Source organism: Microbacterium paludicola (genome assembly GCF_039529675.1).
Taxonomy (GTDB): domain Bacteria; phylum Actinomycetota; class Actinomycetes; order Actinomycetales; family Microbacteriaceae; genus Microbacterium; species Microbacterium paludicola.
On the sequence record NZ_BAAANG010000003.1, the window covers coordinates 198,219 to 220,278 of the forward strand.

21 protein-coding genes and 1 other RNA gene are annotated in these 22,060 nt (G+C 71.6%); 16 read left to right on the top strand and 6 right to left on the bottom strand.

What is annotated here, in order from left to right; genetic code table 11:
• Nucleotides 1-143 precede the first annotated feature (143 nt).
• Both ABD161_RS03695 and ABD161_RS03700 read left to right on the top strand, forming a co-directional pair.
• Nucleotides 144-749: a hypothetical protein gene (locus tag ABD161_RS03695; RefSeq protein WP_343999791.1), complete on the top strand. Its 606-nt coding sequence runs from the start codon at nt 144-146 to the stop codon at nt 747-749.
• A gap of 49 nt (nt 750-798) precedes the next feature.
• Nucleotides 799-1,485 carry a hypothetical protein gene (locus tag ABD161_RS03700; RefSeq protein ID WP_343999793.1) on the top strand — a complete coding sequence of 229 codons (687 nt, stop codon included), beginning with the start codon at nt 799-801 and terminating at the stop codon, nt 1,483-1,485.
• A 43-nt stretch (nt 1,486-1,528) separates the two neighbouring features.
• Here the strand turns inward: ABD161_RS03700 and ABD161_RS03705 are convergent, their stop codons facing one another.
• Entirely contained in the window at nt 1,529-2,296 is a 768-nt protein-coding gene (locus ABD161_RS03705) for an SDR family oxidoreductase (RefSeq protein WP_343999795.1), read from the bottom strand.
• Nucleotides 2,297-2,578: 282 nt separating this feature from the next.
• On the opposite strand from ABD161_RS03705, the gene ABD161_RS03710 reads away from it, so the two are divergent.
• The 3 genes from ABD161_RS03710 (at nt 2,579) to ABD161_RS03720 (ending at nt 5,020) form a co-directional block, all read left to right on the top strand.
• On the top strand, nt 2,579-3,445 hold the full coding sequence (locus ABD161_RS03710) for an AraC family transcriptional regulator (protein ID WP_343999797.1): 867 nt from the start codon (nt 2,579-2,581) through the stop codon (nt 3,443-3,445).
• Nucleotides 3,446-3,713: 268 nt separating this feature from the next.
• A complete protein-coding gene (locus ABD161_RS03715) occupies nt 3,714-4,223 on the top strand; it encodes a DUF6328 family protein (protein WP_343999799.1) in 510 nt (169 codons plus the stop codon).
• Nucleotides 4,220-5,020, top strand: a complete 801-nt coding sequence (locus tag ABD161_RS03720) for a carbon-nitrogen hydrolase family protein (protein WP_343999801.1) — start codon at nt 4,220-4,222, stop codon at nt 5,018-5,020. The genes ABD161_RS03715 and ABD161_RS03720 overlap by 4 nt, the downstream gene beginning before the upstream one ends.
• Here ABD161_RS03720 and ABD161_RS03725 read toward each other — a convergent pair.
• A complete protein-coding gene (locus ABD161_RS03725) occupies nt 5,017-6,237 on the bottom strand; it encodes an aminotransferase class I/II-fold pyridoxal phosphate-dependent enzyme (protein WP_343999803.1) in 1,221 nt (406 codons plus the stop codon). The two genes, ABD161_RS03720 and ABD161_RS03725, sit on opposite strands and share 4 nt — an antisense overlap.
• Before the next feature lie 127 nt (nt 6,238-6,364).
• Between ABD161_RS03725 and ABD161_RS03730 the strand changes: the two genes are divergently transcribed.
• From ABD161_RS03730 to ABD161_RS03740, 3 genes are read left to right on the top strand one after another with little or no spacing between them, the layout of a single operon-like run.
• On the top strand, nt 6,365-7,918 hold the full coding sequence (locus tag ABD161_RS03730) for a S1C family serine protease (RefSeq protein ID WP_343999805.1): 1,554 nt from the start codon (nt 6,365-6,367) through the stop codon (nt 7,916-7,918).
• Between the two features lie 45 nt (nt 7,919-7,963).
• On the top strand, nt 7,964-9,238 hold the full coding sequence (locus tag ABD161_RS03735) for a CDP-glycerol glycerophosphotransferase family protein (RefSeq protein WP_343999807.1): 1,275 nt from the start codon (nt 7,964-7,966) through the stop codon (nt 9,236-9,238).
• Nucleotides 9,235-10,680: a CDP-glycerol glycerophosphotransferase family protein gene (locus tag ABD161_RS03740; protein ID WP_343999809.1), complete on the top strand. Its 1,446-nt coding sequence runs from the start codon at nt 9,235-9,237 to the stop codon at nt 10,678-10,680. Before ABD161_RS03735 ends, ABD161_RS03740 begins: the two co-directional genes overlap by 4 nt.
• Nucleotides 10,681-10,872: 192 nt before the next feature.
• Here ABD161_RS03740 and ABD161_RS03745 read toward each other — a convergent pair whose 3' ends face one another.
• Nucleotides 10,873-11,886: a glycosyltransferase family 2 protein gene (locus ABD161_RS03745; RefSeq protein ID WP_344000106.1), complete on the bottom strand. Its 1,014-nt coding sequence runs from the start codon at nt 11,884-11,886 to the stop codon at nt 10,873-10,875.
• Between the two features lie 150 nt (nt 11,887-12,036).
• Here ABD161_RS03745 and ABD161_RS03750 point away from each other — a divergent pair, with 150 nt between their 5' ends.
• The 3 genes from ABD161_RS03750 (at nt 12,037) to ABD161_RS03760 (ending at nt 14,397) form a co-directional block, all read left to right on the top strand.
• Nucleotides 12,037-13,269, top strand: coding sequence for a CDP-glycerol glycerophosphotransferase family protein (locus tag ABD161_RS03750; protein ID WP_343999811.1), 1,233 nt, complete (start codon nt 12,037-12,039; stop codon nt 13,267-13,269).
• Nucleotides 13,270-13,350: 81 nt separating this feature from the next.
• Nucleotides 13,351-13,473: a hypothetical protein gene (locus ABD161_RS03755; protein ID WP_343999813.1), complete on the top strand. Its 123-nt coding sequence runs from the start codon at nt 13,351-13,353 to the stop codon at nt 13,471-13,473.
• Between the two features lie 9 nt (nt 13,474-13,482).
• Nucleotides 13,483-14,397, top strand: coding sequence for a VanZ family protein (locus ABD161_RS03760; protein WP_344000109.1), 915 nt, complete (start codon nt 13,483-13,485; stop codon nt 14,395-14,397).
• On the opposite strand, the gene ABD161_RS03765 is transcribed toward ABD161_RS03760, so the two are convergent.
• Both ABD161_RS03765 and ABD161_RS03770 read right to left on the bottom strand, forming a co-directional pair.
• Nucleotides 14,354-15,811, bottom strand: a complete 1,458-nt coding sequence (locus tag ABD161_RS03765) for an MFS transporter (protein WP_343999815.1) — start codon at nt 15,809-15,811, stop codon at nt 14,354-14,356. The genes ABD161_RS03760 and ABD161_RS03765 overlap by 44 nt on opposite strands.
• Nucleotides 15,808-17,187 carry a M20/M25/M40 family metallo-hydrolase gene (locus ABD161_RS03770; RefSeq protein WP_343999817.1) on the bottom strand — a complete coding sequence of 460 codons (1,380 nt, stop codon included), beginning with the start codon at nt 17,185-17,187 and terminating at the stop codon, nt 15,808-15,810. The genes ABD161_RS03765 and ABD161_RS03770 overlap by 4 nt, the downstream gene beginning before the upstream one ends.
• Nucleotides 17,188-17,402: 215 nt before the next feature.
• Between ABD161_RS03770 and ssrA the strand changes: the two genes are divergently transcribed.
• From ssrA to ABD161_RS03785, 3 genes are all read left to right on the top strand, one after another.
• Nucleotides 17,403-17,772: a transfer-messenger RNA gene (gene ssrA / locus ABD161_RS03775) on the top strand.
• Between the two features lie 108 nt (nt 17,773-17,880).
• Nucleotides 17,881-18,966 carry a Gfo/Idh/MocA family oxidoreductase gene (locus tag ABD161_RS03780; protein ID WP_343999819.1) on the top strand — a complete coding sequence of 362 codons (1,086 nt, stop codon included), beginning with the start codon at nt 17,881-17,883 and terminating at the stop codon, nt 18,964-18,966.
• Between the two features lie 74 nt (nt 18,967-19,040).
• On the top strand, nt 19,041-19,331 hold the full coding sequence (locus ABD161_RS03785; RefSeq protein WP_343999821.1) for a DUF7882 family protein: 291 nt from the start codon (nt 19,041-19,043) through the stop codon (nt 19,329-19,331).
• Between the two features lie 15 nt (nt 19,332-19,346).
• Here the strand turns inward: ABD161_RS03785 and ABD161_RS03790 are convergent, their stop codons facing one another.
• Entirely contained in the window at nt 19,347-20,420 is a 1,074-nt protein-coding gene (locus tag ABD161_RS03790; RefSeq protein ID WP_343999823.1) for a YihY/virulence factor BrkB family protein, read from the bottom strand.
• 157 nt (nt 20,421-20,577) lie between these two features.
• Between ABD161_RS03790 and sigJ the strand changes: the two genes are divergently transcribed.
• The gene (gene sigJ / locus ABD161_RS03795) at nt 20,578-21,480 is read left to right on the top strand and encodes an RNA polymerase sigma factor SigJ (protein WP_343999825.1); all 903 of its coding nucleotides are present in this window, start codon (nt 20,578-20,580) and stop codon (nt 21,478-21,480) included.
• A gap of 70 nt (nt 21,481-21,550) precedes the next feature.
• Nucleotides 21,551-22,000 (top strand): carboxymuconolactone decarboxylase family protein, encoded by a 450-nt coding sequence (locus ABD161_RS03800; protein WP_343999827.1) that lies wholly within the window; start codon nt 21,551-21,553, stop codon nt 21,998-22,000.
• The last annotated feature ends 60 nt before the right edge of the window (nt 22,001-22,060 follow it).

Here is a 22,060-nt window from a genome sequence, read left to right on the forward strand (position 1 = left end):
CCGGGCCTTCTGCTTTGCCTGCGTGAGGTCAGCGCTGCACCCGATGGTCCTGATCCATTTCAGGGAAGACCGTGATTTCGGCCCTGGGCTATCGCTCTTCAAGACCGCAGGCCAGAAGGAGGGCGTGTCCGTAGGATCACAGCATGCGGCTCTTCCGGATCCTCCTCGCGATGTCGACCGTCGCTGTGCTGCTGTCAGGATGCGCTGCCTCTACAGCCGCGGAACCGGCTGCCGCGGAGACCGCAGGAACGCGGACGAGCACCGCATCTCCGTCACCGTCACCATCACCGCTGCCTTCGGAAACCCCTGAGCCCGAGCCCCCGACCAAGGCCGACGTGTGGCTGGATGGGCTCGTCCTGCCGGCGGGCGCCGTGCCTGTAGACGCCATTCCGGAGGGCGCCCACTTCGACCCCGGGGCGTACGTTCCCCCGTGCGCGCCCATCGACCGGCAGAACGGATTGTGGTTCATCCCCGGCGCCCAGTTCGCCGAGACGAGGAACTGGCTGATCGAGCACCCGTCGGCCGGTCTGATGGTGCCCGGCTTCCAGCCCTGGCCGGAAGATCCGCAGGTCGGCAGCGCCATGATGAGCAACGTCCCGGCGCGGGGATCCCTCGAGGGCATCGTGTTCAAGATCGCCCGCGCCGATGGTGGCGTCGCGATCCGCGTTGAGATCTATGCGTTCTCTGACGAGACGGTCTGTCGGACACCGCCACCGGGCACCCAATGGGGTGGCCCGGGCATGGGGTGACGAGCGCCGGAGAGCAGTGATGGCCGATTCGAAGCGCTCACCGGCTGACATGCCTGTCGAACCCGTGGGGCAGTGGGCACGGACCGCGCCGTTCGATGAGCCGATCGATCTCGGCGCCGTCGAACGGGACATCCTCGCGCGACCGATTCCGGTGCCCGAGCGCACGGCGGAGGAGAAGGGGAGCCCGGTCGCGGAGGCGCTCGTCGGCCTGTTGTTCATGCTCCCGCTGGCCGCCCTCCCGCTGCTGGGCTATGCGTTCCTGTGGGGTGCCTCACGGGAGAGCGACCTCGACGTCGCCGACTCGCTTCTCATCGCCGCGAGTGTCTCGTCGCTGCTCGGCATCGCCCTTCCCGGGACGGCGATCCTGCTGTGGGGTCTGACGCGTCAGCGCTCGGCGTTCATCAGCGCCGCCGCCGTCGTTATGCCGATCGTGTCCATCGCGACGGCGTTTCTGCTGCTCAGCCAGGGGATCCCGGTCACGACGTTCGCCTTCGTGGGAAGCCTCGCGACCCTCGTGCTGAGCCTTGTGCTGTGCGCGCTCGTGTTCCTGGGCTCCAAGCCGTCGCCTCCCGACGAGACGGACCAGAGGGCACGGGAGAACGCGGCGCGGCTCAAGGAGCGCACGATCGCGCTGCACGTGCTTCGCGACCGCGGACTCATCGACCTCGCCACCTACGAGCAGGCGATCGACATACCCCTGGGCTCGTGGGGATGTCTCGGCGCGGTCGATCGGTAGGCGCCTCACACGGGCGAGACCCTCGACCAGTTCACGATGTCGCTCACCGGCGTCGACTGGGACTGACCGGCTGACGCTCGAGCCACTGCTCGAACGTCTCGGTCGCCAGCTTCGCCGACGCCCCGGCAAGCAGGCCGCCGTCGGCGCTCGCCCGCCCCATCGCGCCCGGCAGGCGCAGCTCTACCACGGGAGCGCGCCTGCCGGTCCTGCGCAGGTAGCGTCGCACCATGTCCGCCATCCGCTCGACCTGAGGTCCCGCCAGATCATCCGCCAGGCCCCGCGGCGCGCCCTCGGCGATCGCGACGAGCTCGTCCGCCACCGCGGCTGCGGCCACGGGCTGCGACAGCATTCTGGGCACCGCGACCATCCCGAGCATCGCGCCGCGCTGCACCATCTGCGCCGCGAACTCGTGGAACTGCGTCGCCCGCAGGATCGACCAGCGGCCGCCCGATGCCATCACGAGGCGCTCCTGCGCCGCCTTGCCCGCGTAGTAGCCGGTTGGGGCGCCCGCGGCGCCGACGATCGACAGCGCCACGTGGTGGCCGACCCCGGCCTCCCGCTCCGCGGCGAGGAGCGTCCGGGTCGCCGCCTCGAAGAACTGAACGGATCGCTGCGCCGAGAGCGTGGTGGTCGACGACACGTCGATCACCACATCCGCGCCGGCGAGGGCTTCGGACACTCCCGTGCCGGTGACGAGATCCACTCCGGCGGCCCGCGCGAGCACGACCGTGTCGTGCCCCGCGCCCCGCGCCGCCTCGACGACCAGCCTGCCGACGACGCCCGTTCCGCCCGCGATCGCCATCCGCGTCATCGCACGCTCTCCCTCTGCTCCGCACCCATGCTCATACCCTCAGGACGACGCGCCGGCGCGAAGTGTGAGGTTTCCGGCGAACTCGCTCGCGCGCCGCATTCGCGTCTTCGAACCGTATCCGCCGCGACGGTCTCGCGTCCGCTCGGGCGGCGCAGGTCCTTCGGCCTCTCCTTGTGGGCCGCGTCGCCGGACGCAGCCGCTGCGCCACCCGACAGGATCGGACCAGGATGATCGGGTGCGAGCCCGCGCGGACGAGAAGAGTTGACGCAGAAGGGGGACCGCATGATCGCGACTCTGAACCGGCTCTCGGTGCTGATCGAGGAGACGCTCGACGACCAGCTCGATGTCTCCGCGTTCGCCCGCACCGAGGGCACGACCGAGTACCACCTGCGCCGGATGTTCTCGGCGCTTGCGGGAATGCCGCTGTCGGAGTACATCCGGCGCCGCCGCATGACGCTCGCCGCGTCCGACGTGGTCGCGGGCGACGAGCTGCTCGATGTGGCGATTCGCTACGGCTACGGCTCGAGCGACGCGTTCGGCCGGGCGTTCCGCGCCGTCCACGGCGCCGGGCCGTCCGACGTGCGCCGCGACGGCGGTCCCCTTCGCGCACAACCGCAGCTCAGGTTCCGCCTGACCGTAGAAGGGACGACACCCATGGATGCACGACTGACCGAACGACCTGCCTTCCGGCTGATCGGCCACGCCACGCGCGTGCCGCTCATCCACGAGGGCGTGAACCCGCACATCCAGGCCCACGTCGCGGCGATCCCGATGGAGGAGCACCTGCGCCTGAAGGCCCTGAGCGACACCGAGCCGTCGGGACTGCTGCAGGTGACTGCCGACATCGACGACGACCGCGCCGAGGGGAGCGAGCTCACCTACCTGCACGGAGTCGCCGTCACCGCAGGGACGGCCGTGCCCGATGACCTGGATGTCGTCGAGGTCCGCGCCGGCATGTGGGCGGTGTTCCGCGGCAGTGGCGCCTACCCGGAGACGCTGCAGAGCACCTGGGCGGCGACCGCCACCGAGTGGTTCCCGTCGAACCCCTGGCGGCTGCGCCTCGGGCCCGAGATCGTCGCGATCCTCGATCGCGCCGACGATTTCCGCACCGCGACCTTCGAACTCTGGGTGCCGATCGAGCGCGAATGATCCGAGCTCCGGGGCTGCATGGGTAGTTCACCCCCTGTCGGGGATCGGCGGGCGGTGCGACCCTGGAGGGGCACGTCGGCATCCGGGGGGATGCGGGCGGGCCGGCCATCGGCCGTTCGGATCGTTACTCCGGGGGGAGCAAGCGATCCTCAGCCCGGGCCCACCGCGGACATCACGTCCCGGTCGGACCCGGGCTTCGCCGTTTCCCACGGCGTCCGACTCCGCAAGGGGTTTGCCCGCGATGCGTGGCGACCGGGAGGATGGACCCATGACAGGCGACCCCCGCGACCGAGCGCAGCTTGATCCCGCGCACCGCGACGAGACGCCCGCCGAGCGCTACGACCGCAACTGGAACGAGCTGCTCCAGGAGCTGCGCGTCCTGCAGACCGGCACGCAGATCCTCACCGGTTTCCTGCTCGCCCTCGCGTTCCAGCCGGCCTTCCTCGACCTGAGCGACGGGCAGCGGGTGTTCTACCTGATCCTCGTCGTGCTCTCGGCCGTCAGCGCTGTGATCGCCCTGGCACCGGTCGCCCTCCACCGGGGCCTGTTCGGGGAGGGCGCGAAGGGCACCACCGTCGCCTACGGGCATCTCGCGATGGTGTCGGCGCTGATCATCGTCTCGGCGATGCTGGTCGGCGTCGTCGGGTTCGTCTTCGACGTCGTCGTCGGGCCTGTCGCCGCGTGGGTGACCGGCGGGGCGCTCGCCGTGTTCGTCATCCTGCTGTGGCTCGTCATGCCCTCGGTGCTGCGGGCGCGGCGCGAGAGGACGACGCCATGACCGGATCCGTCGGGATCGCCGTCGCGCAGTTCGCGCCGACCGCGGATGCGGAGGCGAACCGCACCTCGATCCAGGCGCTCGCCGAGCGGGCCGCGTCCCGCGGCGCATCCGTCGTGCTCTTCCCGGAGTACTCCAGCTACTTCACCGATCCCTTCGACGCCACCCTCGCCGCGAACGCCGAGGACCTCGACGGCCCCTTCGTCCAGGCGCTCACGGCGACCGCGGGGCGCCTCGGCGTGCACCTCGTCGCCGGGCTCACCGAGCGCGCGGATGACGGGCGCGTGCGCAACACGGTCGTCGCGGTCGACGGATCCGGCCTCGTCGCGCGGTACCGCAAGCAGCACCTCTACGACGCGTTCGGGCAGCGCGAGTCCGACTGGATCGAGGCGGGCGCGCTGGACGAGCCGCAGACGTTCGAGGCCGGCGGCCTGCGATTCGGCCTGATGACCTGCTACGACCTGCGCTTCCCGGAGGTCGCCCGCACCCTGGCGGATGCCGGGGCGGACGTCGCGCTGGTGCCCGCGGAGTGGGTGCGCGGTCCGCTCAAGGAGCATCACTGGACGACGCTGCTCACCGCCCGCGCGATCGAGAACACGATGTACGTCGCCGCCGCCGATCATCCGCCGACGCTCGGCGTCGGGCACTCGGCGGTGATCGATCCGCTCGGCGTGACGATCGCGGGCATCGGCACCGCGACGGATGTGGCGATCGGCTGGGCCGATCCCGACACCATCCGCAACGTCCGGCGGGTCAACCCCGCGCTCGCGCTGCGCCGGTACCGGGTGGTTCCGCGCTAGCGCCCCGCGAGGGACGCCAGCCGCGTCGCCGCCTCTTCGAGCACCTCGACGCGCTTGCAGGCGGCGAACCGGATCAGCGTCGCGTACTCGGCCCGCCGCTCCGGCGTGACGAACGCCGTGACGGGGATGCCGACGACGCCGGCTTCGGCGAGCGGTCCGCGGCAGAACGCGTCCGCCTCGGTCGCACCGAGCGATGCCGCATCCGCGACCGTGAAGTACGAGCCGTGCGGTTCGGACACCGCGAGTCCCGCCGCACGCAGGCCGGTGCCCAGGATGTCCCGCTTGATTCGCATGTCATCGGCGATCCCGGTGAAGAACGCGTCGGGAAGGCGCAGGCCGACGGCGATCGCCGGCTGCAGCGGCGCCCCGTTCGTGTAGGTCAGATACTGCTTCACCGTGAGCACCGCGGTCAGGAGCCGCGCGGGGCCGGTGATCCAGCCGATCTTCCAGCCGGTCGTGCGGAAGGTCTTCCCGCCCGACGAGATCGTCAGGGTCCGCTCCCACGCGCCGGGAAGCGTCGCGATGGGGGTGTGCGGAACCCCGAAGGTGAGGTGCTCGTACACCTCGTCGGTCAGGATCACCGCATCGTGACGCTCGGCCAGACGCACGATCTGCTCGAGCACCTCCCGCCCGAACACGGCGCCGGTCGGGTTGTGCGGATCGTTGACAAGGATGACGCGGGTCCGGTCGCTCACGACGGCCGCGAGCTCGTCGAGGTCGGGCTGGAACTGTGGCCACCGCAGCGGAACCGTGCGCAGGGTGGCGCCGGAGAGCGCGACGCAGGCGGCGTAGGAGTCGTAGAACGGCTCGAAGACGACGACCTCGTCCTCCGGGCCGTCCACCAACGCCAGCAGTGCGGCGGCGAGCGCCTCGGTGGCGCCCGCGGTGACGATCACCTCGGTGGCCGGATCCACCTCCAGGCCGTAGAAGCGGCGCTGATGCTCGCTGATCGCCTCGCGCAGCTCGAGCACGCCGAGCCCCGGCGGGTACTGATTCGCACCCCGCGAGATCGCCTCGCGCGCGGCCTCCAGCACCTCGACGGGACCGTCCTCGTCCGGAAAGCCCTGGCCGAGGTTGATCGCGCCCGTGGCGGCTGCCAGCGCGGTCATCTCCGCGAAGATCGTGCTCGCCACCGATCCGTCGGCGCGAAGGAGGCCCGCACCGGCGGCCGTGCGGCGCCACGCACCGGGAACGGGAGAGGCGTCGATGTCGTGCATCCCGTCAGGCTACCGGCGCGGCCTGCGCGGATCGGGCCCCGGAAGTCACACATCCGGCTTACGGTCGTCATAGGAAGTCCAAAGCATCCGGCGCGACGCTGTAAGGGCTTTGGAAGAAGGAGCAGCCATGGACGACCAGCGTTCCGATGTGAACCCCTCCGACGAGAACAAGTCCGAGATGAACCCGCAGCAGCCAGGGTCCCAGGTGCCCCCGGCCCCGCAGGGCGGTGAGTACCGCGCGCCCCACGACCTCCACGTGCCGCCGCAGCCGCCGGCCCCGCAGGGAGGCTGGGCGGCTCCTCACGGCTCGATCCCGCAGCCGCCGCAGTTCGCTGCCCCGGGCCAGCAGCCCGGGCACGGCCACCCGCAGGGCGGCGGCCAGGCCTTCGGGCAGGCCGCCCACGCGCAGACGCAGGCGACCGAGCCGCTCCCGCCGCAGTTCCGGATGGCCGCCGCGGGCGCCGCGGAGCAGACGGACAAGCCCCGCCGCAAGAGCGGCGCCGGGCGCGTGGCCGGCATCCTCGTCGCGGCGGCCCTCATCGGCGGCGCCGCGGGCGTCGGCGGCGGGACGCTGCAGGACGAGCTCGCCGGCGGCGGCGTCTCGGCCAGCTCGCAGACGGGCCCGTCGAACATCACGGTCAACAACCCGGGCTCGGTCAACGAGGCGACCGCGGTCGCGACCGAGGTGCTGCCGAGCGTCGTCACCATCGACGTCCAGGATCAGTCGCAGGCAGGCAGCGGATCGGGCGTCATCGTGAGCGAGGACGGCTACGTCGTCACGAACACGCACGTCGTCACGCTCGGCGGCGCGACGGCCTCGCCGAGCATCCGCGTCACGACGTCGGACGGCCGCATCTACCAGGCGGAGGTCGTCGGCACCGACCCGACGTACGACCTCGCGGTGATCAAGCTCGTCGACGCCGAGAACCTCACTCCCGTGGAGTTCGCCGACTCGTCGAAGCTGAACGTGGGCGACACCACGGTGGCCCTCGGCGCGCCGCTCGGCCTGCCCAACACGGTCACGACCGGCATCGTCAGCGCCCTCAACCGCAGCATCGAGATCGCCTCGGCCGCGGCGCCCGACTCGGGCGACGAGACGCAGCCGGCCCCCGAGGAGGAGGAGCCCGAGAGCCCCTTCCGGTTCGACAACGGCCAGCCCGAGGAGACAGTGCCCAACCAGTCGATCTCAATCTCGGTGATCCAGACCGACGCGGCGATCAACCACGGAAACTCCGGCGGTGCGCTCGTCGACTCGCAGGGGCGGCTGATCGGCATCAACGTCGCGATCGCGTCGTCCGGCGGCAGCGAGGAATCCGGATCCATCGGAGTCGGATTCGCGATCCCGTCCAACATCGTCCAGCGCATCAGCGACGAGCTCATCGCCGACGGCGAGGCGACGCACGGCCTGCTCGGGGCGACCGTGCAGCCGGCGAGCGTCGACGAGAACGCGACGACCTCGGGGGCGCTGATCGCCCAGGTGACGCCGGGTGGCGCCGCCGCGGAGGCCGGCCTTCGCAAGGGGGACATCGTCACCGAGTTCAACGGCGTCCGCATCGGCACCGCCACCGACCTGACCGCGCAGGTGCGCGCCGTCGCCGCGGGCAGCGACGCGACCCTGACCTACGTGCGCGGCGGCGAATCGCACACGGTCGACGTCACGCTCGGCGAGCTGACGCAGTAGCGCGCGAACCCGGAAGTGAGGAGGCCACCCCGTTAGGCTGACGGGGTGGCCTCCTTCTCTTTCGGTGCGGGTAACGCCCGGAAGATCGCGCGGCTCCCGCTGTACGTCCTCGGGCGACTCGTCACGCTGATCGTGCCGCGCGGCCAGGTCTGGGTCTTCGGCTGCGGCGCCGGCGTGGGAGACGGTCCGCTGCAGCTGTGGCACGTCGCCGCCGAGCATGACCGCGACGCCCTCTGGCTGACCGACGACCCGGATGAGGCGCGCACGGCGTCGGCCCTCGGGATGACGGTGGTGCCGAAGTCGTCGCTCGCGGGGTTCTGGGCCACCGCCCGCGCGGGCGTCATCGTCGTCGCCTACGGGCTCGGCGACGTCAACCCGTACGCGCTCAGCGGCGGCCTGTTCGGCCGGCCCGTGATCGCGCAGCTGTGGCACGGCATCCCGCTCAAGCGCATCGGGCTCGACGCTCCCGAGACGGCGCGCAGCCCCGTGCCCGTGGCCGCCCCGCTCCTGAGCCGCGCGATCGGCATCCTGTATCGCGCGTCGGCGCGGCGCATCGACATCCTGCCCGCCGCCTCGCACCTCGTGCGTGGACGTCTCGAGACGGCCTTCGGCCTTCCCGAGGACCGGATCGTCGTCACCGGCGAGCCGCGCGTCGACGTCCTCTCGCGCGGATCCGCCGACGAGCGTCGTGAGAACGCGCGTGCGCTGCTGCGGGACGTCATCCCGGATCTTCCCGAGGGCGAGCCGCGGCTCGTGCTGTACGCGCCGACGTGGCGCGACGGCGACACCGACCCCGCCGTCCCGAGCGAGGCCGACTGGCGCGCGATCGACGAGACGCTCGAGCGCCACGACGCCGTGCTGCTCGTGCGCTCCCACCGCCTTGGCGCGGGGGAGTATGCGCCCCCGGCCGGCGTGCGGCGGGTGCGGCGGCTCGGCGCCGATGTGCTCGCCGACATCACTCTCGCGCTCCCCGGCCTCGACGCCCTCGTGACCGACTACTCGTCGCTCGTGTACGACGTCGCGCTCGTGCCGCTGCCTGTGCTGTTCCTCGCCCCGGATGTCGCCGCGTACGCACGGCGGCGCGGCTTCTACGGCGCCTACCGCGACGTCGCCGGTGACGAGCCGGCGACGACGTGGACCGAGCTCCTGCCGCAGCTCGACGCGCTGCTTGGCGACCCCGAGGTCGCCGCCGCGCACACCCGGCGCTCGCGCGAGCTCAGCGACCGCGTGCACGCGTTCCGCGACGGCCGCAGCACCGAGCGGGTGTATGCGGCGATCGCCTCCCGGCTTCCGCAACGCACTGAGAGCGAGTCGAAGTGACATCCCAGACCACGGCCCGGTTCGATCCGGCCGATCCGCAACTCGTCGTCCAGGGGACGGGGGCGCGTCCCGCGAGTGCGACGCTCACCGGCCGCCGGGCGCACGTGGCCGGGCGGATCACTGGCGGCGGCAAGACGTGGACGGCGCGGTTCCCGTTGCGCGCGGCGCGGTGGGGAGGCCCCGAGCTGCCCCTTCCCGCCGGCGAGTACTCGCTGCGGATCGACGGCGTCGAGCTCGACGCTCAGCTTCCGCTGCGGCTCCTTCCCGGGCTGCGGGTCGAGCTGCGCGGCGACACGCTCGTCGTCGGGCCGCCGATCGACCCGATCTACGACGGCGCCGAGGCGCAGGCGGCCCTCGAGCGCCGGTACGTCGACCACACGGCGCCGCTCGAGAACGCCGTGTTCTTCGAGAGCTTCTACGGCCGCGGCGCGGGCTGCAACCCGCTCGCGATCGACCGTGAGCTCGCCCGCACGGCGCCGGGCGTCATCCGGTACTGGAGCGTCGTCGACCTGTCGGTGCGCGTTCCCGAGGGAGCGATCGCCGTGGTCGAGGGCAGCCCCGAGTGGTGGCGCGCACGCAGCGTGGCGCGGCTGCTCGTGGTCAACGACTGGCTGCGCCGGCGGTACTCGCGCCGCAAGGGCCAGACGGTGCTGCAGACGTGGCACGGCACCCCGCTCAAGCGCCTGGCGCTGCACCGACCCGGCTTCGACCCGCGGCGCGCGGGAGCGGTGGTCAGGGAATCGCTGCGCTGGGACGTGCTGCTCGCCCAGAACCCGTACGCGGCCCGCATCCTGCGCAAGGCCTATGCCTTCCTCGGCCGCCCGCTGTGGGTCGAGGGCTATCCGCGCAACGACGTGCTCACCACGGGCGACGTGGCCGCGGTGCGCGCCGAGCTCGGCATCTCGCCGGGGGAGCGGGTGCTGCTGTACGCTCCCACCTGGCGCGACGACCGGCAGGAGATCGTCGACTTCCTGGATCCGGTCGCGCTGGCATCCGAGTCCGGATCGGTCGTCCTCGTCCGCGGGCACTCGCGCACCCTGCTGCCGGGGCACGACCTCGAGGGCGCCCGGGTGATCGACGTCACCGGCTATCCCGACACCGCGCCGCTATTGCTCGCGGCCGACGCGCTCATCACCGACTACTCCTCGGTGATGTTCGACTTCGGCGTGACCGGCAAGCCGATGTACTTCCTCGTGCCCGACATCGAGCACTACCGGGGCCAGCTGCGCGGGTTCTACTTCGACCTCACGGCGCACGCGCCAGGCCCGGTCGTCCGAACGCAGGACGAACTCGTCGCGGCGCTCGCGGCGGATCCCGCCGCCCACGCCGAGCGCTACGTCGCGTGGACCGCGCGCTTCAACGCCCGCGACGACGGCCGCGCGGCCGAGCGCGTCGTCGCCCGCATCCTCGACCGCGGCTTCGTCAAGGCAACCGGTCGTTGAGCGGAGCGAAGTAGTACCCCCGGGTCGTTGAGCGGAGCGCAGCGGAGTCGAAACGGGCTGAGCGAGCGTTAGCGAGTCGAAGCCGGCGTAACGGGCGCTCGGCCGATGGCTTCGACTCGTCGCTGCGCTCCTCGCTCAACCCGTTTCGACTGCGTTCGCTGGCGCTCACTTCGCTCAACGACCGGGAGGCACCTACGGCAGAGGGGTGTTGCGGCCCGCGAGGCGGGAGGTGTCGACGGTGTCGTGCGCGCCGCGCAGCAGGCCGCCGAGGAACCCGGTGCCCCACGCGAGGTGCATCGTCGGCAGCACGGCGAGCGTCCAGAGCTTGTCGCGCAGCCCCGATCCGCCGCCGGGGCCGATCGCCACCGCGAGGACAAGCAGCACGTACGCGAGCACCGGCACATGCAGGATCGACCATGCACCGCCGATCGTGCCGGTGAGCTGCAGGATGCCGACGACGAGGCTCAGGATGACCGAGAGCACGAGCGCGGGCGGAGCGAAGAAGCGCAGCGAGTTGCGCAGGCCGTACCGGCGCACGAGCTCGCCGCGCCACGTGCCGGTGGCGAGGAACTGGCGGGCGAGCCGGTGCCAGCTCTCGCGGGGCCAGTAGGTCACCGACAGCGCCGGATCGAACCAGACGCGGTAGCCGGCCGAGCGGATGCGCAGATTCAGCTCCCAATCCTCGCCGCGGCGGATCGACTCGTCGAACAGACCGACCTCGTCGAGCACCGCGCGGCGCATCACGCCGAGGTAGGCCGACTCGGCCTCGCCCTCGTTCGCGCCGCCGTGATAGGCGCCGCCGCCGAGGCCGATGCGCGAGTTGTACGCGCGGGCCACCGCCCGCTGGAAGGGCGAGCGTCCGTCGGCGCGCATCACGCCGCCGACGTTGCCGGCGCGGGTGCGCTCGAGAGTGCGCAGGGCGCGTTCCGTGTAGCCCGGGGCCAGCTCGGAGTGCGCGTCGACGCGCACGATGGTGGGATGCGAGCTCGCCCGGATCGCGGCGTTCAGTCCCACGGGGATGTCGGCGGCGGGGTTGTCGACGAGGAGGATGCGGTCGTCCTCCGTGGCCAGCTGCTGCGCGAGCTCGGTCGTGCCGTCACTCGACGGGCCGAGCGCGAGGACGATCTCCACGGGCCCGTCGACCTGCTGCTCGAGCACCGTCTCGACGGCGCGGCGCAGGTAGTCGTGCTCGTTCAGAACGGGCATGACGAACGAGACGCCGGAGCCCGCCGGCACGGGCGGCGCCTGGCGCCGAGACCGCTCCCGCGGGGACGGCGACGGCCGCTCGGCGGGATCGTTACGCATTCGACGATCATCCCACGGGGAGGCCGGGAGACCCCTGGTTAGGCTTGTCGGATGGGCATTGCGAGTGACGTGAAGAAGGCCGCAGAACTCGTCAGGAAGGCCCTCGATGCACGGCACGCGAAGCAGGAGATCCGCCACGCGATCGCGGCCCGCGCGCCGTTCCGGCAGCGCCAGTTCCGCATCGCCGTGTACTTCGCCGACGGCGAGGTCAACATGTACCAGCTGCGCCAGTGGTACCGCCCGCTGGTCGAGCTCGCGCAGGCGCACCCGGTCATCGTGATGGCCCGCAACGCAACGGGCGCGGCGGCCATCCTGAAGGACAATGCGCTTCCGGTCGCCTACGTGCCGGCCGTGCGCGACATCGAGCGCTCCCTCGCCGAGCAGGACATCCGGATCGTCCTTTACGTGAACCAGAACACCCGCAACTTCCAGATGTTCCGGTACGGCGAGCGCTGGCACGTGTTCATCAACCACGGCGAGTCCGACAAGATGTACATGACCACGAATCAGTACAAGGCGTACGACTATGCGCTGATCGCGGGGCAGGCGGCGCGCGAGCGCCTCGGCCGCACGCTGTGGGACTTCGATCTCGACCGGCGCACGATCGAGATCGGTCGCCCGCAGGCGGATCACTACTCGGGAACTCTGCCGTACACGCCGGATGACCGCACGGTCGTGCTGTACGCCCCGACGTGGGAGGGCGACCGTCCGTCGGCGCACTACGGCTCGATCCGTTCACACGGGGAGGCGCTGGTCTCGGCGCTGCTCGCCACGGGGCGCCACCGCGTGATCTACCGGCCCCACCCGCGCAGCGGGGTGGTGGACGCGGAGTTCGGAGCGGCGAACCAGCGGATCATCGCGGCATTGCAGGCGGCGAACACGTCGGATCCGGATGCACACCATGTGTACGACGACGGACCGGATCTCGGCTGGCAGCTCGCCGCGGCGGATGTCGCGATCGCCGACATCTCGGCGATGGTCTACGACCGCCTCGCCGCGGGAAAGCCGCTGCTGATCACGCGTCCGGTCGATCCGGCGGCCGAGGTCGACGAGGGCGGCTACCTGTCCGCGTGCGAGTGGCTGCGTGCCGAGGATGCCCCGCGCATCGTGGAGGAGGTCGAGCGCGTCCAGGCAGACCCCGAGGCCGCCGCACGCCTCCACCACTGGGTCTCGCACTACTTCGGCGACACCACCCCCGGTGCGGCTACCGCGCGCTTCCATGCGGCCATCGAGCAGCTCATGGCGAAGTGGGACGAGTGGAGCCAGCGCGCTCCGCAGCGCTGACGCGGCCGGTCCGCCCTCGTCGCTCGTCGGCGACCCGAGGGCGCGCATGAGCCTGATCCGAGCCTCGCTAGGCTGGCGGCGATGACCAATGCGCTGATCGCCATGCTCGCGGGGGCGGCGGTGGCCGTGCTGCTGTTCGTGCCCTTCGCGGCGATCGAGTACCGCGTGCGGGGGCGGCTCAGCGCCGTGCGCGTGCTGCTGTAGGTCGCCTCGCTGGTCTACGGCTTCGCCCTGTGGACCTACACCCTGCTTCCCCTTCCCGAGACGCACGAGATCGAGTGCTCTCCGGTGCAGCTGGTGCCGGGCAACTTCGTGCACGACATCCTGACGTACGACGTGTCGGGCATCGGCGCGCTGCTGCGAACTCCCGCGCTGCAGCAGGTGGTGCTGAACATCGCGCTGTTCCTTCCCGCGGGGTTCCTGCTGCGCGCGCTGTGGAACCGCGGCGTGGTCTTCGCCACGGTCACCTCGCTCGCCGTCTCCCTGCTGATCGAGGTGACCCAGGTCACCGGCATCTACGGCCTGTACCCCTGCGCGTACCGCCTCTTCGACGTCGACGACCTGATCGCCAAGACGCTCGGCGGCCTGCTCGGCGCCCTCGCGGCGCTGTTTGTGCCGCGCGGCCGCGCGCGCACCGCCGCGGCGCCCGAGGCCCGCGTGACCGTGGGACGCCGCCTGCTCGGCATGGTGTCGGACGCCCTGGTGACGGTGCTGATGACGGCAGTCGCCGGCATCGCGATCCGCGCGGTCCAGCTGTATGTGCTCAAGGTGCCGTTCGAGCAGCTCGACCAGGCCGCGCTCGCCGGGGTGGGGTACGCGGTGCCGTTTGTGATCGGCGCGGTCGTGGTCCTCGCGACGGGCCGCACGATCGGCGACCACGCGGTGCAGCTGCGCTATGCGCCGGGGCCGGGACCCGTGTACGTGTCCGGTGCGATCCGCTACCTCGCGGGCATCGGCGGCTTCCAGCTGCTCGGCCTGCTGAGCCCGCTCGACATCCTGTTCGCCCTCGTGAGTCTCGTGCTCGTCTTCACGACGGCCGATCGCCGCGGCCTGCCCGGGATCATCCTGCGCCGGCCGCTGGAGATCAGCCGCGAGGCGCCACAGGCGTCTCCGCGCGCGGGTCGGTGAACGCGTCCTTCGGCACGACCGTGAGTGCGGCCGCGGCGGCGAGGCCCGTCGCCCCGCAGACGATCCAGACGGTGACATAGCCCGCGAACGACCCCGCGGTGCTCTCGGCCGCGGCCCCCGCACCCTGCAGCAGGGCGATGCCGAACACGCAGGATGCGATGGCGCCGCCGACGGTCTTGACGGCGTTCGTGAGGCCGGTCGCCTGTCCCGTCGCCCAGGCGGGCGCCGCGGACGCCGCCGCGGCGGGAAGCGCGGCGACGAGCGCGCCCGAGCCGACGCCTGCGACGGCCATGTTCGTCACGAGCTGCGCGTACGTGTCGTGGAACGGCAGGAACAGCAGGTAACCGACGCCGACGAGCGCGCTCGCGCCGATCAGCGCCACGCGCGGCGACGCGAGGCGGGCGGCGACGGGGTAGAGCAGGGCACCGGCGATCATCGCGATCAGGTACAGCCCGATGATCACCGACGTCGCGAAGCCGGCCGTGCCGAGCCCGTATCCGTGCACGGCCGGATCCGTGCGGGCGAACGTCGACAGCGGCGCCTGCGCGCCGAGGACGCTCACGCCGAACAGCCCGGCGGTCAGGAACACCGGCCACAGGGCGGGGTCGACGAACATGCGCACGTCGATGAGCGGATCCTCTGTCCGCAGTTCCCAGAGCGCGAACGGCACGATCAGCAGCGCGCCGCCGAGCACCAGCGCCCAGGCGAGCGGCCCGCCGTCGAGGCGCAGCAGACTCAGGCCGCCGGTGAACGCGAGCAGCGCGAGCGTCAGCAGCACGATCCCCGTGGTGTCGAGCCTGCCGCCGCTGATAGCGGGCGACTCGGTGACGCCGAACAGGATGACGACGAAGCACGCGGCGACCGCGAGGGCCGGGACGAGCAGCACGACCCACAGAGGCAGCGCGTCGACCAGCGCGCCGCCGGCGAGGGCGCCGGTGATGGCCCCCGCCTCGAGGGCGGCGACGAGCAGGCCCGCGGCGCGCGCGGTCAGGATGGATCCGGCACCGCTCGCGCGGGATCGCGACCAGATCAGCGCGATCTCCAGGGGCAGCCAGACGACGTAGAAGCCCTGCAGCGCCCAGGCGACGAGGAACACCGCGAACGAGTCGGTGAACGGCAGGGCGAACGAGGCGGCGGCGGTGAGCGCGGTGGACACGAGCAGCATGCGCTTGTGGCCGACCATGTCGCCGAGCTTCGCGAAGATCGGCACGACCAGCGCCGAGAGCATCAGCTGCGAGCCCTCGAGCCAGTTCACGTCGGCATCGTGGATGCCCAGGTGCCGCGCGATGTCGGTGAGCATCGGGGTGTAGTACCCCTGCAGCACGCCGCTCGTGAACTCAACGAACGCGAGGAACCCGACGACCCCGGCGAGGGCGCCGAGCCGGGGCTTCGGGAGGACGACAGCGGTGCTCACGAGTGCTCCGTCAGGTTCGCGATGAGGGCGACGTGGAAGTCGCGGCCGCGTTCGAGCGAGGCGACCTCGACCCGCTCGTCCACGCCGTGGATGGATGCCCGCTGCGCCGCGGACATCTCGAGCGGCGCGAACCGGTAGACGGCCGGGCTGAAGCGGTGGAAGTGGCGCGCGTCGCTCGCCTGCATCATCAGGTACGGCGCGGGCAGCGCGTCGGGGTACGCCACCTGCGCGGACGCAGCCACGGCGGCGAACGCGGGGCCGTCGACGGGCGACTCGGGCGACGGGTCGCTTCCCTCGAGCACCTCGACCTCCACCTTTCGATCGCGGATGCGCCGGCGGATGCGCGCGAGCGTCCCCGCGACGGTCTCACCGGGGAGGATGCGGACGTTCAGCGTCGCCGACGCGCGAGCCGGAAGGACGTTCGCGGCCGATCCGCCGTCGAGCAGGGTCGCGGCGATCGTGGTGCGGACGAGCGCCGCGGGCTCGCCTTCCAGGCCGGCGAACACCCGGGCGGTGAGCGGCCTCGCGACGGCGAGGACGCGTAGCAGCAGGAGAGAGGCGCCCGTCGCCCTGCCCGCGAAGGTCTCGAGCATCCGGGCGATCGCGGTGGTCACCCGCGGCGGGAAGGTGCCCGGGCCGAGGCGGTCGACGGCCGCGGCGATCCGCCCGATCGCGGTGGTGCCGCGCGGCGCGGACGCGTGGCCGCCGTCGCCCTGCGCCTCGATCCGGAACGTCGCGACTCCCTTCTCGCCGACGCCGATCATCGCCGCACGCCCCTTCACGAACGGCAGGGGAGAGTCGACGACGGCGCCGCCCTCGTCGACGACCAGCCACGGCACGATCCCGCGCTCGCGCAGCGTCAGCGCGATCGCGCGCGCCGCGTCGCCGAAGGTCTCCTCGTTGCCGCCGAACGAGACGTACACGTCACGTGCGGGCGTGAAGCCCGTCGCGAGCAGATCCTCGACCGCCTCGAGGATGACGAGCAGCGGTCCCTTGTCGTCGAGGGCGCCGCGCCCGTGCACCCAGCCGTCGGCGACGACGCCATCGAACGGGCGACGCGTCCATCCGTCGGTCTCGTCGGCGGGCACCACGTCGTAGTGGGCCATGAGCACAACGGGGGAGGCGTCGCTCCTGCCGCGCCACCGGTACAGCAGCCCGAGGTCGGTGATCCGCTCGACTTCCAGCGAATCGTGCACGCGCGGATACAGCTCGGCGAGCAGCGCGACGAACTCCTCGAACGGGGTCGCGCCGCGTGCGGCGTACTCGGCGCTGACCGTCGGGATCCGGATCATCTGCGCCAGGCGGTCGGCCGCGCCCTCGCGGCGGGGGACATCGGCGTCGGGGCGCGTCGACGCGGCGTGGCTCGGGTCTGCCATGCGCTCACAGTAGTGGGTGGCGCCCGTCGCGAAGAACACCCGCGCTGCCCGGGATCCCGGGCCCGCGGCGCCGGTCGGTGGGGAGCGGGAATGGCGCGGCGCGGCGATCCGTTGTAGTCTGTGATGCTCGGTGTTCTTCACCGAGGGCGGCCCTCCATCAGGCGGGCCTGGTAACTCAACAGTGCGACAGCGCCTCCTTCACGCGAAGGATTCACGGGGATGATCGGTTTCGACATTGCTTGCGAATCTGCGAGAAGCGGGCCGAGGATGCGGGGTTATCTCGTTAACGCTCCCTGCAAACCAATAAGTGCCAACTCCAAGCGCACTGACTTCGCCCTCGCTGCGTAAGCGAGCCCGATAGTCCGTCAGACCGTGGGTGATCCCGACACGGATTCTGGCGTCATCTAGGGATCTTGCTGCGTGACGGTGTCGGGACGTCACGCGGGACTTTTTCTCGACTGGGCCCGTCGACTTAGGTGTCTGTGACAAAGGTCGGGGCCGAGCAGAACGCTTTCACAGACTGCGCCCGGAGAAGCCCCAGAGACTCAGCGATGGACGGGGGTTCGATTCCCCCCATCTCCACGGACGTTGTCGCACTGAACGAAGCCCCCGCGATCCCGCCGGATCGCGGGGGCTTCGTCGTTCCCGGCCGGTCGGTTGCCGCGACACGCGCGCACTCAATACGGTGGCGGGATGCAGCCGACGACGCCCGGGACCTTCGCCATCGTCGGAGACGGCTACCGGGCGGGGCTCATCGCCCGTGTCGCGCGGCGGCTCGAGGAACGCCTGCGGCTGACGGGCATCGCCACTCGGCGTCCTGAGCGGCGCGAGGGCGTCGAGCGCGAGCACGGCGTACCGGTCTGGACCGATGCCGCCGCCCTCGCCGCCGAGGTGGAGGCCGACTTCGTGTTCGTCGCGGTGCAGGGGGACAGGGCGCCGGGCATCGTCGCCGCGCTCGCCGCCGCGGGCCGCGCCGTGCTCGTCGAGACGCCGCCCGCTCCGGATGTCGCGGGGCTCGTCGACCCGCACCGGCTCGTCGAGGGCGGGGCCGTCATCCAGGTCGCCGAGCAGTATCACCTCGAGCCGCTCGTCACGGCGCAGCTTGCCATGGCCCAGGCGGGCCTCCTCGGCCAGGTGACCCAGGCGGACGTCGCCATCGCCCACGAGTACCACGGCGTGAGCGTCATCCGGCGCGCGCTGGGGGTCGGCTTCGACCCCGTCACGATCGGCGCGATGCGCACCGCGGCACCGGTGATGTGGGGGCCCGAGCGCGCCGGTGATCCGGTGGACGAGCGGATCGCGCCGTCGACGCGCACGCTCGCCTGGCTCGACTTCGGCGGTCGGCTGGGCGTGTACGACTTCGACGAGCAGCAGTACCGCTCGTGGATCCGCACGCCGCGGCTGCAGCTGCGCGGCTCGCACGGCGAACTGCGCGACGCCACGGTGCGGCGAGTGCGGGATCATCGCACTCCCGTCCGCTCCGAGATCACGCGCCTCGACGCCGGCGGTCCCGGGAACCATGAGGGGATGTACCTGCGGGGGTACCAGCTCGACGGGCAGTGGCTGTTCCGCAACGAGCTCGCGCCGGCGAGGCTCGCCGAGGACGAGATCGGCATCGCCCGCGCGCTGCTCGGGATGCTCGCGCACGTGCGGGGCGGCCCTCCCGTGTACGACCTCGCCGAGGCCGCGCAGGATCACCACCTCGGCCTGCTCATCCGCCGCGCCGCCGAGACGGGGGAGACCGTGCGGTCGGAGCGGATGCCCTGGGCCCGGGGCTGATCGGCATCGATCGTCTGATCGGATCCCCACCGCGGGCCTGCGGAATCCCGGTCGCACCGCGTACCGTGGGCGCCATGGGGCGCCTCACCTATGACGGATTCGACACGCCGATCGTCGTCGACGACCTCGAGCTTGCTCACCTGAAGCTCGTGATGACCACCAAGCTGCGCCGCGCGGAGTGCTTCTCGCTGTCGTGGCGCCACCCGGACGGATCCGGGCGCAGCACCCTCTGGATCCATCCGAACACGCAGGTCCGCTTCGACTTCGATTCCGCGGGCGACCCGGAACTCGACCCCGCGCGGATCGCGCGGATGGCGGATGAGGCCGCGTTCGGGGCCATCACCTTCGGCTGCGCGAGCGCCTGACGCGCCGCGTCGGGATCAGCGGCGGTCGCGGTCGTCCGGGTCGCCGGCGTTCTCGCGGATCTCGCGCGCCTCGGCGAGCTCCTTCTCCTCGCGCTCGGCCTTCTTGTCGATCCGCGAGGTGTCGCGCGGCGGCAGCTGGATGCGCTCCTCGGCCTCGATCCCGCCCTGCAGCTGGCGCCCTCGCTCGAGCTCGGCGTCGAACTCGGCGCCGAACAGCAGGGCCAGATTCGCGATCCACAGCCACAGCAGGAAGATGATGACGCCCGCGAGCGACCCGTAGGTGCGGTCGTAGTTCGAGAAGTTGGCGACGTAGATCCCGAAGCCGAGAGAGGCGAGCACCAGCACCACGATGGCGATCACCGCGCCCGTGCTCACCCACCGGAACTTCGGCTGCTTCGCGTTGGGCGTGAAGTAGTAGAGCACGGCCACGAAGAACACGACGATGAAGGCGAGCACGGGCCACTTCGCGATCTGCCAGATCATCAGGCCGACCTCGCCGATGCCGATCGCCTCGCCCACCGCCTTCGCGATCGGCCCCGACACGATCAGCAGGATGAGCGCGACGACGACGAGCGCGATCGCCAGCAGCGTGACGCCCAGCTGCGCGGGCTTCAGCTTCCAGAACGGGCGCCCCTCGTCGATCTCCCATACGCGGTTCATCGCCCGGGCGAACGCGCCGACGTAGGAGGAGGCCGACCAGATGGCCACGAGCACACCGATGACGAGCCCGAACCCGGCGGCCCCGGAACCTGCCAGCTCCTCGATCGGGCCCTTCAGGCCCTCCGCGGCATCCGGGGCGACCTGCTCCACGATGCCGAGCACGGCGTTCGCGGCCTCCTTGCCCTGGCCGACGACACCGAGCAGCGAGAACACGGCGATGAGCGCGGGGAACACCGACAGCACCGTGTAGTAGGTGAGCCCTGCCGCCTGGTCCTGGCACTCGTCGTCCTTGAACTCCGCGAACGTCTTCTTCAGCACGTACTTCCACGACGGCTTCTCGATCTCGCCGATCGAGTCGGGCTTCGCGGGGTGCTCGGGATCAGGCGCGGTCTTCTGGTCGTTCACTGAATGATCGGTCGCGGGGCTCATGCACCAATGAAACCCGAGCGGGTCGCGTCGCGCCTCCGGCTTGACGCCACGCGGCAGGCATGGCAGGACGGCGGGGCGACCATCCGCGGGCCCGCGATCCGGCGACACCTCACACATCCGTGCGTCGCGACGTCCTGAGGGCGAGGAGGATGAACCAATGGACGACCAGGTGACGGATCCGGCGGCGACGGTCGACGAGCAGGTGCTCGGCGAGCGGCGTCACCTCGTCTCGCTCGCCTTCCGGATGCTCGGCACGGTGGCCGAGGCCGAGGACGCCGTGCAGGAGACCTACGCGCGCTGGTACCGGATGAGCGAGGCACACCGCGCCGAGATCGAGGTGCCGCGGGCCTGGCTCACGCGCGTCGCGAGCCGCGTGTGCCTCGACATGCTGACCTCGGCCCGCGCGCGACGGGAGCGCTACGTCGGACCGTGGCTTCCCGAGCCGGTGCCCGCGTCGGCCTTCGCACAGCCCACTCCGGATCCGCTCGATCGTGTCACGCTCGACGACAGCGTCAGCACGGCGCTGCTTGTGGTGCTCGAGTCGATGACGCCCGCCCAACGGGTGGTGTTCATCCTGCACGACGTGTTCGCGCTGCCCTTCGTCGAGATCGCCGAGATCGTCGGGCGCAGCCCCGCAGCCTGTCGCCAGCTCGCGACCTCCGCGCGCCGCCGGACGCAGCAGGCGCGGGCGCGGACGGTGCCCCGCGACGAGCACGACCGCGTTGTGCGCGCGTTCGCGGCCGCCGCCCAGCGCGGCGACCTCGACGCGCTCGTCGCGGTGCTCGACCCGAGCGTTGTGTTCCACTCCGACGGCGGGGGCGTCGTCCGGGCCGCCCGGCGTCCCGTGCACGGATCGGATCACGTCGGACGCTTTGTGCTCGGCGTGCTCCGCAAGAACCCGGATGTGGAGGTCACCGAGCAGCCGACCGCCGACGGCCTCGGGTTCGCGCTCTGGACCGAGGGCCGCATCCACAGCGTCGTCACGATCGAGGTGGAGGGGGGCCGGATCACCGCCCTCCGGATGGTCTCGAACCCCCACAAGCTGCGGATGTGGTCCTGACCTCACATTCCGGGGCGCCCCGCCGTCCTGTGGGTGAGACCGTGCCGGACGGCACGGCGGAGAGGAACAAATGCCCCACGTGAACATCTCCAAGACGCACCCCGAGGCGTACAAGGCGATGCTCGCCCTCAGCCAGGCGGTGCACGCCGCGTCGGCTGGCGCCGAGCTCGAGCCGAGGCTCATCGAGCTGGTGAAGATCCGCGCGTCCCAGCTCAACGGCTGCGCGTTCTGCCTGCGCATGCACACCCGCGATGCGATCAAGGCCGGAGAGACGGCGGACCGCCTCGCGGTGCTCGCCGCCTGGTGGGAGTCGCAGTACTTCACCGACGCCGAGCGGGCCGCCCTCCAGCTCGCGGAGGACGTCACCCTGCAGAGCGACAGCGGACGCCTTCCCGACCGCGGCATCGATCCCGCCGCGTTCCTCGACGAGGCGCAGATCTCGGCGATCGTCTGGCTCGTGGTCGAGATCAACGCGTGGAACCGCATCGCCGTCGCGTCGCACTATCCCGTCGCGCCCTGACGCGGCACCACGCGCACTCTGCACGCAGAAGGAGGGGCGACGATCGCTCGTCGCCCCTCC

What these genes read in the sequence shown, in the direction of transcription:
- ABD161_RS03695 (WP_343999791.1), top strand. Translation starts at nt 144, where the DNA reads ATGCGGCTCTTCCGGATCCTCCTCGCGATGTCGACCGTCGCTGTGCTG.
- ABD161_RS03700 (WP_343999793.1), top strand. Translation starts at nt 799, where the DNA reads ATGCCTGTCGAACCCGTGGGGCAGTGGGCACGGACCGCGCCGTTCGAT.
- ABD161_RS03705 (WP_343999795.1), bottom strand. Translation starts at nt 2,296, where the DNA reads ATGACGCGGATGGCGATCGCGGGCGGAACGGGCGTCGTCGGCAGGCTG.
- ABD161_RS03710 (WP_343999797.1), top strand. Translation starts at nt 2,579, where the DNA reads ATGATCGCGACTCTGAACCGGCTCTCGGTGCTGATCGAGGAGACGCTC.
- ABD161_RS03715 (WP_343999799.1), top strand. Translation starts at nt 3,714, where the DNA reads ATGACAGGCGACCCCCGCGACCGAGCGCAGCTTGATCCCGCGCACCGC.
- ABD161_RS03720 (WP_343999801.1), top strand. Translation starts at nt 4,220, where the DNA reads ATGACCGGATCCGTCGGGATCGCCGTCGCGCAGTTCGCGCCGACCGCG.
- ABD161_RS03725 (WP_343999803.1), bottom strand. Translation starts at nt 6,237, where the DNA reads ATGCACGACATCGACGCCTCTCCCGTTCCCGGTGCGTGGCGCCGCACG.
- ABD161_RS03730 (WP_343999805.1), top strand. Translation starts at nt 6,365, where the DNA reads ATGGACGACCAGCGTTCCGATGTGAACCCCTCCGACGAGAACAAGTCC.
- ABD161_RS03745 (WP_344000106.1), bottom strand. Translation starts at nt 11,886, where the DNA reads ATGCCCGTTCTGAACGAGCACGACTACCTGCGCCGCGCCGTCGAGACG.
- ABD161_RS03750 (WP_343999811.1), top strand. Translation starts at nt 12,037, where the DNA reads ATGGGCATTGCGAGTGACGTGAAGAAGGCCGCAGAACTCGTCAGGAAG.
- ABD161_RS03755 (WP_343999813.1), top strand. Translation starts at nt 13,351, where the DNA reads ATGACCAATGCGCTGATCGCCATGCTCGCGGGGGCGGCGGTGGCCGTG.
- ABD161_RS03770 (WP_343999817.1), bottom strand. Translation starts at nt 17,187, where the DNA reads ATGGCAGACCCGAGCCACGCCGCGTCGACGCGCCCCGACGCCGATGTC.
- ABD161_RS03780 (WP_343999819.1), top strand. Translation starts at nt 17,881, where the DNA reads ATGCAGCCGACGACGCCCGGGACCTTCGCCATCGTCGGAGACGGCTAC.
- ABD161_RS03785 (WP_343999821.1), top strand. Translation starts at nt 19,041, where the DNA reads ATGGGGCGCCTCACCTATGACGGATTCGACACGCCGATCGTCGTCGAC.
- ABD161_RS03790 (WP_343999823.1), bottom strand. Translation starts at nt 20,420, where the DNA reads ATGAGCCCCGCGACCGATCATTCAGTGAACGACCAGAAGACCGCGCCT.
- sigJ (WP_343999825.1), top strand. Translation starts at nt 20,578, where the DNA reads ATGGACGACCAGGTGACGGATCCGGCGGCGACGGTCGACGAGCAGGTG.
- ABD161_RS03800 (WP_343999827.1), top strand. Translation starts at nt 21,551, where the DNA reads ATGCCCCACGTGAACATCTCCAAGACGCACCCCGAGGCGTACAAGGCG.